At 67.0% G+C, this 16,772-nt stretch carries 14 protein-coding genes; 10 read left to right on the plus strand and 4 right to left on the minus strand.

The window, feature by feature from the left end; all coding sequences use genetic code 11:
• The first annotated feature begins 33 nt into the window (after positions 1 to 33).
• The 4 genes from truB (at position 34) to QMZ26_RS17865 (ending at position 4,972) form a co-directional block, all read left to right on the plus strand.
• A complete protein-coding gene (truB, locus tag QMZ26_RS17850) occupies positions 34 to 942 on the plus strand; it encodes a tRNA pseudouridine(55) synthase TruB (protein ID WP_283222223.1) in 909 nt (302 codons plus the stop codon).
• Positions 943 to 1,115: 173 nt separating this feature from the next.
• Positions 1,116 to 1,376: a 30S ribosomal protein S15 gene (gene rpsO / locus QMZ26_RS17855; protein ID WP_005410445.1), complete on the plus strand. Its 261-nt coding sequence runs from the start codon at positions 1,116 to 1,118 to the stop codon at positions 1,374 to 1,376.
• A gap of 150 nt (positions 1,377 to 1,526) precedes the next feature.
• Positions 1,527 to 3,635 (plus strand): polyribonucleotide nucleotidyltransferase, encoded by a 2,109-nt coding sequence (gene pnp, locus QMZ26_RS17860; RefSeq protein WP_283222224.1) that lies wholly within the window; start codon positions 1,527 to 1,529, stop codon positions 3,633 to 3,635.
• Between the two features lie 152 nt (positions 3,636 to 3,787).
• A complete protein-coding gene (locus QMZ26_RS17865; protein ID WP_283222225.1) occupies positions 3,788 to 4,972 on the plus strand; it encodes a glycoside hydrolase family 18 protein in 1,185 nt (394 codons plus the stop codon).
• A gap of 123 nt (positions 4,973 to 5,095) precedes the next feature.
• On the opposite strand, the gene QMZ26_RS17870 is transcribed toward QMZ26_RS17865, so the two are convergent.
• Genes QMZ26_RS17870 through QMZ26_RS17885 form a run of 4 tightly spaced genes read right to left on the minus strand, consistent with a single transcriptional unit; the run spans position 5,096 to position 9,386 of the window.
• Positions 5,096 to 6,655, minus strand: coding sequence for a PepSY-associated TM helix domain-containing protein (locus tag QMZ26_RS17870; RefSeq protein WP_079222590.1), 1,560 nt, complete (start codon positions 6,653 to 6,655; stop codon positions 5,096 to 5,098).
• A 10-nt stretch (positions 6,656 to 6,665) separates the two neighbouring features.
• On the minus strand, positions 6,666 to 6,929 hold the full coding sequence (locus QMZ26_RS17875; protein WP_108758148.1) for a hypothetical protein: 264 nt from the start codon (positions 6,927 to 6,929) through the stop codon (positions 6,666 to 6,668).
• The gene (locus QMZ26_RS17880) at positions 6,929 to 7,240 is read right to left on the minus strand and encodes a hypothetical protein (RefSeq protein ID WP_108747078.1); all 312 of its coding nucleotides are present in this window, start codon (positions 7,238 to 7,240) and stop codon (positions 6,929 to 6,931) included. The genes QMZ26_RS17875 and QMZ26_RS17880 overlap by 1 nt, the downstream gene beginning before the upstream one ends.
• A 7-nt stretch (positions 7,241 to 7,247) precedes the next feature.
• Positions 7,248 to 9,386: a TonB-dependent siderophore receptor gene (locus QMZ26_RS17885; protein ID WP_283222226.1), complete on the minus strand. Its 2,139-nt coding sequence runs from the start codon at positions 9,384 to 9,386 to the stop codon at positions 7,248 to 7,250.
• A 361-nt stretch (positions 9,387 to 9,747) separates the two neighbouring features.
• Between QMZ26_RS17885 and thrS the strand changes: the two genes are divergently transcribed.
• The 6 genes from thrS (at position 9,748) to pheT (ending at position 16,747) form a co-directional block, all read left to right on the plus strand.
• The gene (gene thrS, locus QMZ26_RS17890; RefSeq protein ID WP_283222227.1) at positions 9,748 to 11,649 is read left to right on the plus strand and encodes a threonine--tRNA ligase; all 1,902 of its coding nucleotides are present in this window, start codon (positions 9,748 to 9,750) and stop codon (positions 11,647 to 11,649) included.
• A gap of 63 nt (positions 11,650 to 11,712) precedes the next feature.
• Complete coding sequence (infC, locus tag QMZ26_RS17895; RefSeq protein ID WP_075076340.1) at positions 11,713 to 12,240, plus strand: translation initiation factor IF-3; 528 nt, start codon at positions 11,713 to 11,715, stop codon at positions 12,238 to 12,240.
• 266 nt (positions 12,241 to 12,506) lie between these two features.
• Positions 12,507 to 12,704 (plus strand): 50S ribosomal protein L35, encoded by a 198-nt coding sequence (gene rpmI / locus QMZ26_RS17900; protein WP_005410436.1) that lies wholly within the window; start codon positions 12,507 to 12,509, stop codon positions 12,702 to 12,704.
• Positions 12,705 to 12,715: 11 nt separating this feature from the next.
• On the plus strand, positions 12,716 to 13,075 hold the full coding sequence (gene rplT, locus QMZ26_RS17905; RefSeq protein ID WP_005410435.1) for a 50S ribosomal protein L20: 360 nt from the start codon (positions 12,716 to 12,718) through the stop codon (positions 13,073 to 13,075).
• Between the two features lie 196 nt (positions 13,076 to 13,271).
• Complete coding sequence (pheS, locus tag QMZ26_RS17910) at positions 13,272 to 14,267, plus strand: phenylalanine--tRNA ligase subunit alpha (protein ID WP_283222228.1); 996 nt, start codon at positions 13,272 to 13,274, stop codon at positions 14,265 to 14,267.
• 83 nt (positions 14,268 to 14,350) lie between these two features.
• Positions 14,351 to 16,747 carry a phenylalanine--tRNA ligase subunit beta gene (gene pheT, locus QMZ26_RS17915; RefSeq protein WP_283222229.1) on the plus strand — a complete coding sequence of 799 codons (2,397 nt, stop codon included), beginning with the start codon at positions 14,351 to 14,353 and terminating at the stop codon, positions 16,745 to 16,747.
• Positions 16,748 to 16,772 lie beyond the last annotated feature (25 nt).

The following is a 16,772-nucleotide window of genomic DNA, read 5'->3' on the forward strand; positions in this document are numbered from 1 at the left end:
GCCGGGCATGGCCCGGCGCTACCCGTATCTGTCATGACCCGAATTCAGTTCCGCCGCCTGGATGGCATCCTGCTGCTCGACAAGTCGACCGGCATGAGCTCCAATGCCGCCCTGCAGGTGGCCCGCCGCCTGTTCCGTGCCGAAAAGGGCGGCCATACCGGCAGCCTTGACCCGCTGGCCACCGGCCTGCTGCCGCTCTGCTTCGGCGAGGCGACCAAGATCGCCGGCCTGCTGCTGGGCTCGGCCAAGGCCTACGACGCCGAGATCCAGCTCGGCCAGACCACCGATACCGACGATTCCGAAGGCCAGGTGCTGCTGCAGCGCCCGGTGCCGGCCATCAGTGCCGAGGCCCTGCAGGCCGCCCTGGCGCCGCTGACCGGCCGCATCCTGCAGCGGGCACCGATCTATTCGGCGCTGAAGCAGGGTGGTGAGCCGCTGTATGTGAAGGCCCGCCGCGGTGAAGCCATCGAGGCGCCCGAGCGCGAGGTGCACGTGCAGGCCATCGAGGTGCTCAAGCAGCAGGCCGATCGCCTGCGCCTGCGCGTGACCTGTGGTTCGGGCACCTACATCCGCAGCCTGGCCCGCGACCTCGGCGAGGCGCTGGGCTGCGGCGCCCACATCAGCGCGCTGCGCCGGCTGTGGGTCGAGCCGTTCCATGCCCCGGCCATGGTCACCCTGGACCAGCTGCGGGCGATGGTCGAGGCCGGCGACGAAGCGGGCATGGACGCACTGCTGCTGCCGCTGGCCGCCGGCCTGGCCGAATACCCGCGCGTCGACCTCGACGCTGAACAGGCCCATCGCTTCTGTGTCGGCCAGCGCCAGCGCGACGCATCATGGCCGCGCGGCCTGGTGGCCGTGTACGGTCCGGACGATGCTGTCCAAGGCCTGGGCCAGGTCGACGACAGTGGCCTGCTGGCCCCGCAGCGCCGGTTCAACCTCTGACAGGGGGAGGGCGGTTCAGCCCCGGTCCTTGTTCCCGGAGCCCCTGACCGTTACAATTTCGCGGCCGTTTTCCGGCAACCTGCCTCGCGCAGGTTTCATCCTCGTAGTCCACGGCGAGCCTGGCGGTGCGCGAAGCGCGTTCCTGCCGGCCACGCATCACAGAGAAAAAGAAAATGTCGATCGACACCCAGAAGGTCATTGAAGACAACAAGCGCAGCTCGGCTGACACCGGCTCCCCGGAAGTCCAGGTTGCCCTGCTGACCGCCCGCATCGAACTGCTGACCGGCCACTTCAAGACCCACAAGAAGGACCACCACAGCCGCCGCGGCCTGCTGCAGATGGTCAACCGCCGTCGCAGCCTGCTCGACTACCTGAAGAAGAAGGACGTCGAGCGTTACAAGGCCCTGATCGAAAAGCTTGGCCTGCGTCGCTAAGCAAAGAATCCCCCGCGGCGCAGCGATGCGCCGCGGTTTTGTTTTGTAGCATCGAAATACCGATTCAGACCGGAACGATCCGGTCACCCGCAGGCGGCAAGGGTCGCCGACGGTCCAAACTCGCAGACAGCATCCCCAAGGACACCCTCCGTGGCAAAAATCACCAAAACCTTCCAGTACGGCAAGCACACCGTCACGCTTGAAACCGGCGAAATCGCCCGTCAGGCCGGTGGCGCCGTCATCGTCAAGTTCGACGACACCGTGCTGCTGGTCTCCGCCGTTGCCGCCAAGAGCGCGCGCGAAGGCCAGGATTTCTTCCCCCTGACCTGTGACTATCAGGAGAAGTTCTACGCAGGTGGCCGTATCCCGGGTGGCTTCTTCAAGCGCGAAGGCCGCGCGACCGAGAAGGAAACCCTGATCTCGCGTCTGATCGACCGTCCGATCCGTCCGCTGTTCCCGGAAGACTACAAGAACGAAGTCCAGATCATCGCCACGGTGATGTCGCTGAACCCGGAAATCGATGGTGACATCCCGGCGCTGATCGGTGCCTCGGCTGCCCTGTCGCTGGCCGGTACCCCGTTCAAGGGTCCGATCGCCGCCGCCAAGGTCGGCTACAAGAACGGCGAGTACATCCTCAACCCGACCGTGTCGGAACTGAAGGATTCGGAGCTGGAGCTGGTCGTTGCCGGTACCGCCAACGCCGTGCTGATGGTTGAATCCGAAGCCGCACTGCTGTCCGAAGACGTGATGCTGGGCGCCGTGACCTTCGGTCACCGCGAAATGCAGAAGGTCATCAACGCGATCAACGAGCTGACCGTGGAAGCCGGCACCAAGCCGTCGACCTGGGTGGCCCCGGCCAAGAACGACGTGCTGATCAGCGCCCTGCAGGAAGCCATCGGCCCGCGCCTGGGCGAAGCCTTCCAGGTGCGCGACAAGCTGCAGCGCCGTGACGCCATCTCGGCGATCAAGAAGGACGTGGTCGAAACCCTGGCTGGCCGCGTGGCCGCTGAGGGCTGGAACCCGGCCGAGCTGTCGAAGGAATTCGGCGAGCTGGAATACAGCACCATGCGCAACTCGGTGCTGGACACCAAGGTCCGCATCGACGGCCGTGCGCTGGACACCGTCCGCCCGATCGCCGTGCAGACCGGCATCCTGCCGCGTACCCACGGTTCCTCGCTGTTCACCCGCGGTGAAACGCAGGCCATCGTGACCATCACCCTGGGCACCGCCCGTGATGGCCAGGTCATCGATGCCGTCTCCGGTGAGTACAAGGAAAACTTCCTGTTCCACTACAACTTCCCCCCCTACTCGGTGGGTGAGACCGGCCGCATGATGGGCCCGAAGCGCCGCGAAATCGGCCACGGTCGCCTCGCCAAGCGCGGCGTGCTGGCTGTCATGCCGTCGCTGGAATCCTTCCCGTACACCATCCGCGTCGTCTCGGAAATCACCGAGTCGAACGGCTCCTCGTCGATGGCCTCGGTCTGCGGTTCGTCGCTGGCCCTGATGGACGCCGGCGTGCCGGTGAAGGCACCGGTTGCCGGTATCGCCATGGGCCTGGTCAAGGAAGGCGATCGCTTCGTCGTCCTGTCCGACATCCTGGGTGACGAAGATCACCTGGGCGACATGGACTTCAAGGTTGCCGGTACCGCTGAGGGCATCTCCGCCCTGCAGATGGACATCAAGATCGAAGGCATCACCGAAGAGATCATGAAGCAGGCTCTGCAGCAGGCCAAGGCTGGCCGTCTGCACATCCTGGGCGAAATGGCCCACGGCCTGACCGCTCCGCGTGAAGAGCTGTCGGACTACGCGCCGCGCCTGCTGACCATCAAGATCCACCCGGACAAGATCCGTGAAGTGATCGGCAAGGGTGGCTCGACCATCCAGGCCATCACCAAGGAAACCGGCACCCAGATCGACATCCAGGATGACGGCACCATCGTCATCGCTTCGGTCAATGCCATCGCTGCCCAGGCCGCCAAGGCCCGCATCGAGCAGATCACCTCGGACGTCGAGCCGGGCCGCATCTACGAAGGCAAGGTCGCCAAGATCATGGACTTCGGTGCGTTCGTCACGATCCTGCCGGGCAAGGACGGTCTGGTCCACGTGTCGCAGATCTCCAGCGACCGCGTCGAGAAGGTCGGCGACGTGCTGAAGGAAGGCGATGTGGTCAAGGTCAAGGTCCTGGAAGTCGACAAGCAGGGCCGTATCCGCCTGTCGATGAAGGCCGTGGAAGAAGGCGAAGGCGCCAGCGCCGAGTAATCGACCTCTGGTCGATGACGGTAGGTGAGGACCGTTGGTCCTCAGGCTTTCGCCGAAATGAAAAAGCGGGCTTCGGCCCGCTTTTTCTTTGCCTGCGATTCCGCGCCTTTCGTAGAGTCGAGCACGCTCGTCTCTACCTACCGGGAGTTTCCATGTTGCGCCAGACCTTGGCCGGGCTTGCCCTGCTGATCGCCGCCGCCGTTCCTGTCGCCAGCCACGCGGCGCAGCCGCGGATCTACGGTGCCTACTACCCCGGTGGATCGGCCGAGCGCTACCCGGTGTCGCGTATTCCAGCCGATCGCCTCACCCACCTGTTCTATGCGTTCTCCACCATCGACGCCGGGCGCTGCACGGTCGGCGCCGAAGCGGCGGACAACTTCGCTGCGCTGGCCGAGCTGAAGAAGGCGCACCCGCACCTGCGCACGCTGATCTCCATCGGCGGCTGGGGCGCAGGTGGCTTTTCCGATGCCGCGCTGACCGAGGCCAGCCGCAAGCGCCTGGTCGATTCGTGCATGGCGCTGTTCTTCGACCAGTACGCGGGCAGCTTCGATGGCGTGGACATCGACTGGGAATTCCCGGTCAGTGGCGGCCCGAAGGAGCTGGCCCATCGCCCGCAGGACCGCGCGAACATGACCCGGCTCGCGCAGGCGTTCCGCGTGGCGCTGGATGCGCGCGGCCGCAAGCGTGGCCAGCCGATGCTGCTGACCGCCGCCCTCGCAGCCGGCCGCCTGCAGACCGATGGCCCGTATGATCCGGCCGCCAGCTATGACCTGCCGGCGCTGGCCAATGTGCTCGATTTCATCAACCTGATGAGCTACGACATGGGCACCGGCTTCTCGGCGGTGTCCACCTTCAATGCGCCGCTGCATGAGGTGGCGGCCGACCCGTTGGCGCCGGAGCTGCGGCGCTGGAACAACGTGGCCGGTGCGGTGCAGTACTACCGCGACCATGGCGTGCCGGCCGACAAGCTGGTGCTGGGCGTGCCGTTCTACGGGCGTGGCTTCAAGGTGACCGGCGAGGCGCCTGATGGGGTGTACCAGGCCTACAGCGCACCGGCCGATGCCGGCGACTGGCGGGTGATCAAGGCCCGTTACCTGGACCAGCCGGGCTGGACGAAACACTGGCAGCCGCAGGCGCAGAGCCCTTGGCTGTACAACGCGGCCGAGAAGATCTTCATCAGCTACGAAGACCCGCGTTCCATCGGCCTGCGTGCGCAGTTCGCCCGCGAGCAGGGCCTGGCCGGCGTGTTCATGTGGGAGCTGACCGGCGATGACGAGCAGGCCAGCCTGCTCAACGCCATGCTGGCGCCGTGGCACAAGGCCCGCGTCGGCGATTGACCACGCCTTTGTAGAGTCGAGCTTGCTCGACTGCCTTCGGCGCGAAATCAACAGCAGTCGAGCAAGCTCGACTCTACCGGGGCGGTGCGTACCGGTAGCGCCGGGCCATGCCCGGCGGGTGCCTCAATTGGCCCACACGCTGTTGGGGTCGCCATCACGGGCACGGCGCTGGCTGGCCACCGCCAGCCGCGCAAAGCCGAACGCCATCGCCAGAGCCACCACGTCGATCCAGAACAGCGGCCACAGCCCGCGCGCGGCGGCCAGCCACGGCCAGTCGCCGTTGAGTGCGCCATGCATCACCGGCACCAAGGCGGTGCTGATGGCTGCGGCCCACAGCAGTTCACGCGCGGCCTGCGCCGGCCGGCGCAGGGCCGCCCACAGCGCGCACGCCGCCCAGGTGCCGAAGCAGGCCCAGCGGATGCCGTGGTCCACCGCGGCCGGGGCCACGCGTTCGAGCACCAGCGCGGTGACGAACGCCACCGAAATCGCCACGCACAGGCCGATGCACACGCCCACCGTTGCCCGCGCCATGTTCACCCCCGAACGCGGCTGCTGCGGCTGCCGGCGCTTGCGCCGCGATTCGATCCACAGCAGGTTGCCCGAGTAGAACAGGAAGGCGCCGCCCAGCCCCAGCAGGAAGTACAGCCAGACCACCACGCCGTTGCCGAACTCGCCGAAGTGCAGGGCGTACGCCGCGCTGAGCGTGGCGTGGTTCGCGTCGCGATGGCCGGGCAGCTGGCTGGCCAGCACGCGGCCACTGGCCACATCCAGCGCCACCGAGCCGAGCGGGCCGAGGGTGCCGCTGGATTCGCCGGTGATCTCGATGGTGGCGTTGGCATCTGCGCCATTGGCCAGCTTCAGGTAGGCCGGTTCGAAATCGGCAACGCCCTGTGCGCGCGCCACTTCCAGGGCGCGTGCGTGCAGCTCGCGCAGGCTGCCCGGTGCGGCCGGCACGCCTGCGGCCTCGCGCACCGGCGCGGTGTCCATCGCCGCCGGCACCACCTGCATGGCCTTGCCTTCGAAGATGAGCGGGTTGAGCAGGGCGATCTGGATGAACACCAGGCAGAGCAGGGCGCCGGTCACCGCGAACATCAGGTGGAACGGCAGGCTGAGCACGCCGATCACGTTGTGCGCGTCCTGCCACATCTGCTTGAGGTTGCGGCCCGGGCGCAGCGCGAACAGGTCACCCAGCAGCTTGGGCAGGTGGATGACCACGCCGCTGAGCAGGGCCATGCCGTACAGCAGGCTGACGATGCCCATCACGTAGATGCCGGCCACCGGCAGGCCCAGGCTGTAGTGCAGCTCGTTGACCAGCTCGGCCAGGCCGGCCTGCGGCGGCGTCGGGCTGCCGCCGGTCTGGCCGGGCCAGGCATAGCGCCAGCCGCCGTCGGCCCCTTGCCAGTAGGCCAGCGGCTGCGGGTGCTCGGCGCCGGGGAAGGTCATGCCGACATGGCGGCGTGCCTCCGGGTGTTTGGCCAGCACGTCGTCCAGCAGGTACTGCGCATCATCCAGCCCGGCCGGCAGCACGCTGGCCGCGCCCGGCGTCTGCCACATCGGCAGGTCGTGGTGGAACAGGGTGAGGGCACCGGCATAGAACGCCACGAACAGGCCGAAGCCGGCCACCAGGCCGACCCAGGTGTGCAGGGTGGTGAAGGTACGCAGGGTCTGCGAACTGAATTTCATGCGGTCGTTCTCATTGCACCGCGCCGCTCAGGCGCAGCAGCCACAGCGCGGCGAAGCCGCCGGCGGCACAGGCGGCGGGCACCAGCCAGGCGCGCGCCACCGTGCGGAAACTGAAGGCCCACAGCGCCGCCAGCATCCACAGCGGGACGAAGGCGATCAGGGCCGGCACCACCGCGCTCGGCCACGGCCCCGGCGGCAGCCAGGTCAGCAGGCCGGTGGCAGCGGCGGCAAGGAAGAAGCCAGCGAAGATGCCCGACAGGGCGCGCATCCACATCAGCGCGGGCCTCTGCCGGGGAGGTCCGTGGCCGGACGGTGCCAGGCCGCCAGTGCCGGCAGCAGCAGGGCCACCAGCATCCAGGTGCACAGCATCGCCACCAGGCCGGCGGCAACGCCCAGTTCGGCCATCCACAGCCACAGCGATGCGACCGCCGCGACCATGCCGATCTGCCGGCCCAGGCGGCCGGCACGGCGCAGGCGTGGCCAGCGGCAGTGCGGCGATGCCGCGTAGAACGCCAGGGCGGAAAACATCGCCGACAGCATGGCCAGGCTGCAGAAGCCCAGCGTGGACAGGCCCACGGTGATCATCGTCGGCTCACCACTGGTAACGCAGGCTGGCGGTGACGGTGCGCGGGTAGCCGTAGTAGCACCACGTCGCGCTGTTGCAGGCCGACACGTACTTCTTGTCGGCCGCGTTGGCGGCGTTCACCTGCAGGCGCCACGGGCCACGGTCGTAATGCACGCTGGCGTCGATCAGGGTGAACGACGGGGTGTACCAGTCGTTGTAGATGTCGCCGTAGATGCCGCCGTTGTAGCGCACGCCCGCACCGAAGCCGAAGCCGCTCAGCGCGCCGGCGGTGAAGGTGTAGTCGGCGCCGAGCGAGGCGCTTTCCTTCGGCACCAGCGCCACCCGCTTGCCCAGCGAAGCGGCATCGGTGCTGCGGCGGACCTTGGCGTCCAGGCGGGTGTAGCTGCCATACACGCTCAGGCCCTGGCCGATGTTCCAGCGGCCTTCCAGCTCGGCGCCGCGCACGCGGGTCTGGCCCTGCTGGATCGAGAACAGGGTGTGCTGCGGGTCGACGGTGAGCGTGTTGTCCTGTTCGATCTGGTAGGCAGCGGCGGTCAGCAGCAGGCGGCCGCCTTCAGGCTGGTACTTCACGCCGGCCTCGAACTGCTCGCCGGTGGTCGGCACGAAGGCGCGGCCTTCGAAATCGGTGCCGATGGTGGTCTGGAACGACTGCGACCAGCTGACGTAGGGGCTGACCCCGTTGTCGAACAGGTAGTTCACGCCGACCCGGCCGGAGAACTGGTCATCGCTCTGGTGGGCGGTGCCGGTGCCGCCGATGCGCTGTTCGGTATCGGTGCCGACCCAGTCCTGGCGGCCGGCCAGGGTCACCAGCCAGCGGTCGATGCGGATCTGGTCCTGCAGGTACAGGCCCAGCGTGCCCTGGGTCTGCACCTGCCGCGAGGTGTAGTCGGGCACCTGCACGGGCGCGCCGTATACCGGGTTGTAGGCATCGATGCTGGGCGCGCCGAACAGGAAGGCCGAGGCGTAGTCGTTGCGCGCGCGGCGGTAGTCCAGCCCGGCCAGCACGGTGTGCTCGACGCGGCCGCTGTGGAAGCGGAACGTCAGGTTGTTGTCGATGGCCACGCTCTCGGAGGTGTCCATGCGCGGGTAGTAGTAGCGCACCAGCTCGGTGCTGTCCGGCGCGGCCAGGCCGAACAGGCCCAGGCTGCCGTGGCTGGCATCCACTTCGGCCCAGCTGTAGCGCACGTTCTGGTTGAACACGGTGCCGTCGCCGAAATCGTGGCGGAACTCATAGCCCAGCGACGCGGCTTCCTTGGTGTAGTCGTTCACCCCCGGCTCGCCGCTGAAGAAGTGGCGGGAGATGTAGCGGCCGTTGGCACCGGGCACCACCGTGCCCTGGTAGGGCAGGAAGCCGCCGGTCTCGACCGTGTCGTTCTTCTGGTAGCGGGCCAGCACGGTCAGCGAATTGGCCTCGTCCGGGGTCCAGGTGATGGACGGGGCGAGGTAGTAGCGGTCGTCATGGACCTGGTCGATGACGTTGTCGCTGTTGCGGGCCAGGCCGACCAGGCGGTACAGCACGCTGCCGCTGTCGTTGAGCGCGCCGCCGATGTCGAAGGCGGCCTGCTTCAGGCCGTAGTTGCCGACCTGCAGTTCCACTTCCTGCAGCGGGTTGGCGCTGGGGCGCTTGCTGACGAAATTGACCAGGCCGCCCGGCGGCATCGCGCCGTAGTTGACCGAGGCCGGGCCCTTCAGCACGTCGATGCGCTCCAGGCCATACGGCTCGATGCGCGATTCGCCGGTCCAGGTGCCTTCCGCCGTGGCCAGGCCATCGAGGTAGCGGGCCGGCTTGAAGCCGCGCACCAGCAGCCAGTCGCTGCGGGTGTCCTCGCCGTACTGGCCGCCCTGGGCACCGGCGGTATACCACACCGCTTCCTCCACGCCGTGGATCCCACGGTCGCGCATCTGCCGGTCGGTGATGACCGAGATCGACTGCGGAATCTCGCGCAGCGGGGTGTCGGTCTTGGTCGCGCTGCCGCTTTCGGTGGCGATGGGGGCGGTCACCTGCACGGTGTCCAGCGTGCGCGCTTCATCGGCTTGGGCCAGGGTGGGAAGCGCGCCGGACAGGGCTGCGGCCAGCGCAAGCGCCAGGGTGGACAGCGGGGCACGGAACAGGCCGGCACGAACCGGCAGCGACTGCGTAGACATGGGCGGATCCAGGGCCGGGAAGGGGCGCGCCACACGCAAGTGAGAAACGCCTGCGTATGGTAATCATTGCCATCTGGCCCCGCCAGCGGCCGCCATTCAGCCGCCCTGGCACGGCATTGGCCCGGCTGGCTTGGGCTTTGCCGCGCGCTGGTTTAAGATCGACGCAGAACCCTGACTGGAACAAGGTGGCCCGCGCCCAGCGCCGGCCGAGCGTGCGACATGAGCACTACCACCGCCCACCGCTGACCTGCCCCCGAAGGCCCTGTGTTTCCAGGCGCCCTCGCGGCGCTTTTTTATTGCCCGGGCACCGCCCGGAACGCTTTCCAGCCCGCCCGAGCGGGCCCCGCACGAAGCCATTGCGATGATCAATATCACCCTTCCCGACGGCAGCCGCCGCGAATTCGAAAACCCCGTCAGCGTCATGGACGTCGCCCAGTCGATCGGCGCCGGCCTGGCCAAGGCCACCATCGCCGGTTCGGTCGATGGCGTGCTGGTCGATGCCAGCGACGTCATCGACCACGATGCCCGCCTGCGCATCATTACCGCCAAGGACGAGGAGGGCGTGGAAATCATCCGCCACTCCTGCGCCCACCTGGTCGGCCATGCCGTCAAGCAGCTGTACCCCGACGTGAAGATGGTGATCGGTCCGGTCATCGCCGAAGGCTTCTACTACGACATCTATTCCGAGCGCCCGTTCACGCCGGAAGACATGGCCGCCATCGAGAAGCGCATGGGCGAGCTGATCGCCCAGGACTACGACGTCATCAAGAAGGTGACGCCGCGCGCTGAAGTGGTCGAGATCTTCAAGGCCCGTGGCGAGGACTACAAGCTGCGCCTGATCGAGGACATGTCCGACGACATCCAGGCGATGGGCATGTACTACCACCAGGAATACGTGGACATGTGCCGCGGTCCGCACGTGCCGAACACGCGCTTCCTGAAGGCCTTCAAGCTCACCCGCATTTCCGGCGCCTACTGGCGTGGTGATGCGCAGAACGAACAGCTGCAGCGCATCTACGGCACCGCCTGGGCCGACAAGAAGCAGCTCGAGGCGTACATCAAGCGCATCGAAGAAGCCGAAATGCGCGACCACCGCCGCATCGGCAAGCAGCAGGACCTGTTCCACCTGCAGGAAGAGGCCCCGGGCCTGGTGTTCTGGCACCCCAAGGGCTGGGCGCTGTGGCAGGTGGTCGAGCAGTACATGCGCAAGGTCTACCGCAGCAGCGGCTACGGCGAAGTGCGCTGCCCGCAGATCCTGGACGTGAGCCTGTGGAAGAAGTCCGGCCACTGGGACAACTACCAGGACAACATGTTCTTCACCGAATCGGAGAAGCGCACCTACGCGGTCAAGCCGATGAACTGCCCGGGCCATGTCCAGGTGTTCAACCAGGGCCTGCACAGCTACCGCGACCTGCCGATCCGCTACGGTGAGTTCGGTTCCTGCCACCGCAACGAGCCGTCCGGCGCGCTGCACGGCATCCTGCGCGTGCGTGGTTTCACCCAGGACGATGGCCATGTGTTCTGCACCGAGAACCAGATCGAATCGGAAGTGACCGCGTTCCACCAGCAGGCGCTGGCGGTCTACCAGCACTTCGGTTTCGACGAGATCCAGATCAAGATCGCCCTGCGCCCGGAATCGCGCCTGGGTGACGACGCCACCTGGGACAAGGCCGAAGGCGCGCTGCGCTCGGCGCTGACCGCCTGTGGCGTGGAATGGCAGGAGCTGCCGGGCGAGGGCGCCTTCTACGGCCCGAAGATCGAGTACCACCTGAAGGACGCCATCGGCCGTACCTGGCAGCTGGGCACCATGCAGGTCGACTTCATGATGCCGGGCCGCCTGGGCGCCGAGTACGTGGACGAAAACAGCCAGAAGAAGCATCCGGTCATGCTGCACCGGGCCATCGTCGGCTCGATGGAGCGCTTCCTCGGCATCCTGATCGAGCACCACGCTGGCCAGTTCCCGGCCTGGCTGGCGCCGACCCAGGTGGTGGTGGCCAACATCACCGACGCTCAGGCTGAATACGTCTCCAGCGTGACCAAGACCCTTGCGGAGCAAGGCTTCCGCGTCAGCTCGGATTTGCGTAACGAGAAGATCGGCTATAAAATCCGCGAGCATACGTTGCAGCGCGTGCCTTACCTGCTGGTCATCGGTGACCGCGAGAAGGAAAATGGAGCTGTGGCGGTGCGTACGCGTTCTGGCGAAGACCTGGGCAGCATGAGCCTGCAGGCCTTCATCGAGCGGCTCCAGGCCGAGGGCGCGTAAGCAAAGGTCCGGTCCGGGCGCACAGGCACCCGGACCGGTTCGATACCCTTGGGAGAACGTAATATCAGCACCCCTGACAACAAACAGAACCGCAAGAATCAGGAAATCCGTGTGCCGCGCGTCCGCGTGATCGGCAGTGACGGAGAAATGATCGGCGTGTTGTCGCGCGACGAAGCGCTGTCCATGGCCGAAGATGAAGGCCTGGACCTGGTTGAAATCCAGCCGCAGGCCGATCCGCCGGTCTGCAAGATCATGGATTTCGGCAAGTTCAAGTTCGAAGCGCAGAAGAAGGCCAGCGAGGCCAAGAAGAAGACCAAGCAGGTCGAGATCAAGGAAGTGAAGTTCCGTCCGGTCACGGACGAGGGCGACTACCAGATCAAGCTGCGCAAGATGCGCGGTTTCCTTGAGGAAGGCGACAAGATCAAGGTCAACATCCGCTTCCGTGGCCGTGAAATGAGCCACCAGGAACTGGGTCGCGAGATGGCCAACCGGATCGAGACCGATCTGGGCGAGGACATCGTCATCGAATCCCGTCCGCGCCTGGAAGGGCGTCAGATGGTCATGATGATCGCGCCGAAGAAGAAGACCTGAGGCCTGACGGGCCGCCTTCCGGGGCGCCTGGCTGAATGGTTCAGGGTAAAGGGACGCCACGGGCGTCCCTTTGCTTTTGCGGTAACCCGGTAATTCATGCCGGAAAGGGTCGCAGGGGCTGGTGGCAGGGCGGTTTTGCCTGTATCATGCCCGGCTCGACCCACCCAGGACGGGTCGTACGCCGATCATGGCAGGACGGAAAGAGCGGCCCAGGCCGCCGCCAGATCAGTCAGAAACCAGGGTCATATCCCATCAAGGACATTGCAATGCCCAAGATCAAGACCAACCGGGCAGCGGCCAAGCGTTTCCGCAAGACCGCCTCGGGCAAGTACAAGTGCGGCCACGCCAACCGTAGCCACATCCTCACGAAGAAAGCGACCAAGCGTAAGCGTAATCTGCGTCAGACGGGCCATGTCCGTGCAGAAGACGCAGGCCGTCTGGACCGCATGCTCCCTTACCTCTGAGGAACTGAAAAATGGCACGAGTTAAGCGTGGCGTACAGGCGCGTCGCCGCCACAAGAAAATCCTTGATCTGGCGAAGGGCTACTACAATGCCCGTCGCAAGGTCTTCCGCGTCGCCAAGCAGGCGGTCATCAAGGCACAGCAGTACGCCTACATCGGCCGTAAGCAGAAGAAGCGCAACTTCCGTTCGCTGTGGATCACCCGTATCAATGCGGCTGCCCGCATCAACGGCCTGAGCTACAGCCGCTTCATGAACGGCCTGCTGAAGGCCGGCATCACCCTGGACCGCAAGGTCCTGGCTGATATCGCCGTGCACGACGCAGCTGGTTTTGCTGCACTGGCCGAAAAGGCCAAGGGCGCACTGGCGGCATAAGTCCTTCCCGATGCCGTTGCCGTTCAACGGGAACGGTGTCAGGTAGAGGCAATGCATGGGGAAGGGCGCAAGTCCTTCCCCATTCTTTTTTGGGTCCCGGCAACGCCGCAGGCGCGCGGTGCGGGGACCGGCGGTGGCGACAGGGGTCGGCCCTTCGCGCATCGCGATGGCAGACCGACTGGAGTTCCGGCCCCCCATGAGCGACATCCAATCCCTCACCACCCAGGCGCTGGCCGATGTGGCCGCCGCACAGAGCCCCGACACGCTGGAACAGCTGCGCGTGGCCCTGCTCGGCAAGAGCGGCAGCATCACCGCCCAGCTCAAGCAGCTCGGCACCCTGCCGGCCGACGAGCGCAAGGTCGCGGGTGAAGCCATCAACCAGGCCCGTGACGCGCTGTCCAGCGCGCTGGGCGAGCGCAAGGCCGTGCTGGAAAACGCCGCACTGGATGCGCGCCTGGCCGCCGAAGCGATCGACATCACCCTGCCGGGCCGCAACGGCGACCGCGCCGGCCTGCACCCCATCACCCGCACCCTGGAACGCATCACCGGCATCTTCGGCCGGTTGGGCTATGAGCTGTCCGAGGGTCCGGAGATCGAGGACGACTGGCACAACTTCGAAGCGCTGAACTTCCCGCCGCACCACCCGGCGCGTGCCATGCACGACACCTTCTATTTCGGCGACGGCCGCCTGCTGCGCACGCATACCTCCGGTGTGCAGGTGCGCTACATGGGCGAGCACCAGCCGCCGCTGCGCATGATCGCCGCCGGCAAGGTGTACCGCAGCGACAGCGACCAGACCCATTCGCCGATGTTCCACCAGGTTGAAGGCCTGCTGGTGGATGAGCATTCCACCTTCGCCGACCTGAAGGGCACGCTGGCCGAGTTCGTGCGTGCGTTCTTCGAGCGCGATTTCGAAATGCGCTTCCGCCCCAGCTACTTCCCGTTCGTCGAACCCGGCGCGGAAGTGGACATTGCCTGGCAGCAGCCCGACGGCAGCACCCGCTGGCTGGAAGTGCTCGGCTGCGGCATGGTCCACCCGAACGTGCTGCGCAACGTCGGCATCGATCCGGAGCGCTACACCGGCTTCGCCTTCGGGCTGGGCGTGGAGCGCTTCGCGATGCTGCGTTACGGCGTCAACGACCTGCGCGCGTTCTTCGAGAACGACGTGCGGTTCCTGAAGCAGTTCGCGTAACGGACCAGGTAGCGCCGGGCCATGCCCGGCGGACTCAACAACGCAGGCCCAGGCGCATGCGCCGGGCCCACCAGGGTGACACCATGAAATTCTCCGAAAACTGGCTGCGCAGCCACGTCCCAACCTCCGCCACGCGCGATGAACTGAGCGCGGTGCTCACCGCCATCGGCCTGGAAGTGGAAGAAGTGACCGCGCTCGGCAACGGCCTGCAGCACGTGGTCGTGGCACGCATCGTCGAGGCCGTGCGCCATCCCGAAGCCGACCGCCTGCAGGTGTGCAAGGTCGATGCAGGGCAGGGCGAACTGCTGCAGATCGTCTGCGGTGCGCCGAACGCGCGCCCGGGCCTGGTCGCGCCGCTGGCCATGGTCGGCGCGCAGATCGGCGATCTGAAGATCAAGCCGGCCAAGCTGCGCGGCGTCGAATCCAACGGCATGCTGTGCTCGGCCAAGGAACTGGGCCTGGACACCGATGCCTCGGGCCTGCTGGAACTGCCTGATGATGCGCCGGTTGGCCAGACCCTGGTCGAATACCTCGGCCTGCCCGACGCCAGCATCGAGATCAAGCTGACCCCCAACCGCGCCGACTGCTTCAGCGTGCGCGGCATCGCCTACGACGTGGCCGCCGCCACCCGCAGCGAAGTGCTGGATTTCGCCGCCGATGCCATTGCGGCGGTCGGCAGCCGCGAGCTGTCCATCCAGCTCGACGCCGGCGCCGAAGCGCCGCGCTACCTGGGTCGTGTCATCGAGGGCGTCAACGCCGCCGCCAAGACCCCGCTGTGGATGGCCGAGCGCCTGCGCCGCAGCGGCGTGCGCCCGGTGTCGCTGCTGGTCGACATCACCCAGTACGTGATGCTGGAACTGGGCCAGCCGATGCACGCCTATGACCTGGGCACCCTGCAGGGCAGCATCGCCGTGCGCCGTTCGCGCGCCGGCGAAGCGATCAAGCTGCTGGACGGCCGCGATGCGGTGCTGGACGACAGCTTCCTGGTGGTGACCGACGCCGACCGTGCCGTCGGCCTGGCCGGCCTGATGGGCGGCTTCGATACCCGCGTCACCGATGACACCGCCGCCGTGTTCCTGGAGGCTGCGCACTTCGCGCCGGCCGCCATCATGGGCCGTGGCCGCAAGCTGGGCCTGCACACCGATGCCGGCCACCGCTTCGAGCGTGGTGTCGATCCGGCGCTGCCGCGCACCGCCATCGAATACGCCACCCGCCTGGTGCTGGACCTGGCCGGCGGTACCCCGGCGCCGGTCACCGAGGCCGTCAACGAGGCCGATCTGCCGAAGGCGGCAACGATCACCCTGCGTCGTGCCCGCATCACCCGTGTGCTCGGCATCACCATCGAAGACGCCGAGGTCGAGCGCATCCTGCGCGCGCTGGGCATGGGCGTGACCGCTGCCGGCGAAGGCTGGCAGGTGACCGCGCCGAGCCGTCGCTTCGATATCGCCATCGAAGAAGACCTGATTGAAGAACTGGCGCGCATCCACGGCTACGAGCAGATCCCGACCACCCTGCCGGGTGGCGCGGCGCGCGTGGCGATGCCGACCGAGACCCAGCTTGATGTGCTCAGCGTGCGCCGCCAGCTGATCGCCCGCGATCTGCAGGAAACCCTGAATTTCGCCTTCGTCGATGATGCGCTGCTGACCCAGTGGCAGCTGCGCGACAACCTGGTGCCGCTGGCCAACCCGCTGTCGGCCGAGCTGGCGGTCATGCGCCCGGCGCTGCTGCCGGGCCTGGTCGCCACCCTGGGCCGCAATGCCGCCCGCCAGCTGGCCCGCGTGCGCCTGTTCGAAGTGGGCCGGGTGTTCGCCCAGCAGGCTGGCGAGACGTCACCCGGCGAAAGCCGGCCGGCACCGCTGGAAACCCCGCGCGTGGCGGCCGCCATCTGTGGCGATGCGCAGTCCGTGCAGTGGGGCCTGCCGACCCGCAAGGTCGATTTCCATGACCTGAAGGGCGACCTGGAATCGTTGGCCGCCGCCAGCGGTGCCGTGCTCGAGTTCCGCCCCTCCACCCGTGCCTTCGGCCATCCGGCCCGTTCGGCCGAGGTGTACCGCGATGGCGTGGTGATCGGCTGGATCGGCCAGATCCATCCGCGCCTGGCCAAGGCCATGGACATCGAGGCTGACGTCTATGCCTTCGAGCTGGACCTGGAGGCACTGTCCGCCCGTGCGCTGCCGCGTGCCGGCGAGCTGTCGCGCTTCCCGGCAGTGCGCCGCGACCTGGCGTTCCTGGTGCCTGAACAGGTGGCCTGGAGCGACCTGGCAGCGACCATCCGGCAGGCCGCTGGCCCGCTGCTGCGCGAGCTGAACCTGTTCGACCGTTACGTCGGCCAGGGGGTCGAGCCTGGGTTCAAGAGTCTCGCTATGGGCTTGATTTTGCAGGACAAGTCGCGCACTCTGACGGACCGCGACGTGGAAGCGGTGGTGGCCGAGGCGGTCACTGCGATCGAGCGTGAACACCACGCCCGGATCCGCGGCTGAGCGGGAAGCACTCAGGGGTAGCAGG

The organism is Stenotrophomonas sp. PFBMAA-4, assembly GCF_030053215.1.
Classification (GTDB): domain Bacteria; phylum Pseudomonadota; class Gammaproteobacteria; order Xanthomonadales; family Xanthomonadaceae; genus Stenotrophomonas.

Excerpts from the sequence above, each read along its gene's own strand:
- thrS (WP_283222227.1), top strand. The coding sequence starts at position 9,748 with ATGATCAATATCACCCTTCCCGACGGCAGCCGCCGCGAATTCGAAAAC.
- QMZ26_RS17885 (WP_283222226.1), bottom strand. The coding sequence starts at position 9,386 with ATGTCTACGCAGTCGCTGCCGGTTCGTGCCGGCCTGTTCCGTGCCCCG.
- QMZ26_RS17880 (WP_108747078.1), bottom strand. The coding sequence starts at position 7,240 with ATGATCACCGTGGGCCTGTCCACGCTGGGCTTCTGCAGCCTGGCCATG.
- QMZ26_RS17875 (WP_108758148.1), bottom strand. The coding sequence starts at position 6,929 with ATGTGGATGCGCGCCCTGTCGGGCATCTTCGCTGGCTTCTTCCTTGCC.
- truB (WP_283222223.1), top strand. The coding sequence starts at position 34 with ATGACCCGAATTCAGTTCCGCCGCCTGGATGGCATCCTGCTGCTCGAC.
- rpmI (WP_005410436.1), top strand. The coding sequence starts at position 12,507 with ATGCCCAAGATCAAGACCAACCGGGCAGCGGCCAAGCGTTTCCGCAAG.
- pheT (WP_283222229.1), top strand. The coding sequence starts at position 14,351 with ATGAAATTCTCCGAAAACTGGCTGCGCAGCCACGTCCCAACCTCCGCC.
- pheS (WP_283222228.1), top strand. The coding sequence starts at position 13,272 with ATGAGCGACATCCAATCCCTCACCACCCAGGCGCTGGCCGATGTGGCC.
- rplT (WP_005410435.1), top strand. The coding sequence starts at position 12,716 with ATGGCACGAGTTAAGCGTGGCGTACAGGCGCGTCGCCGCCACAAGAAA.
- QMZ26_RS17870 (WP_079222590.1), bottom strand. The coding sequence starts at position 6,655 with ATGAAATTCAGTTCGCAGACCCTGCGTACCTTCACCACCCTGCACACC.
- rpsO (WP_005410445.1), top strand. The coding sequence starts at position 1,116 with ATGTCGATCGACACCCAGAAGGTCATTGAAGACAACAAGCGCAGCTCG.
- QMZ26_RS17865 (WP_283222225.1), top strand. The coding sequence starts at position 3,788 with ATGTTGCGCCAGACCTTGGCCGGGCTTGCCCTGCTGATCGCCGCCGCC.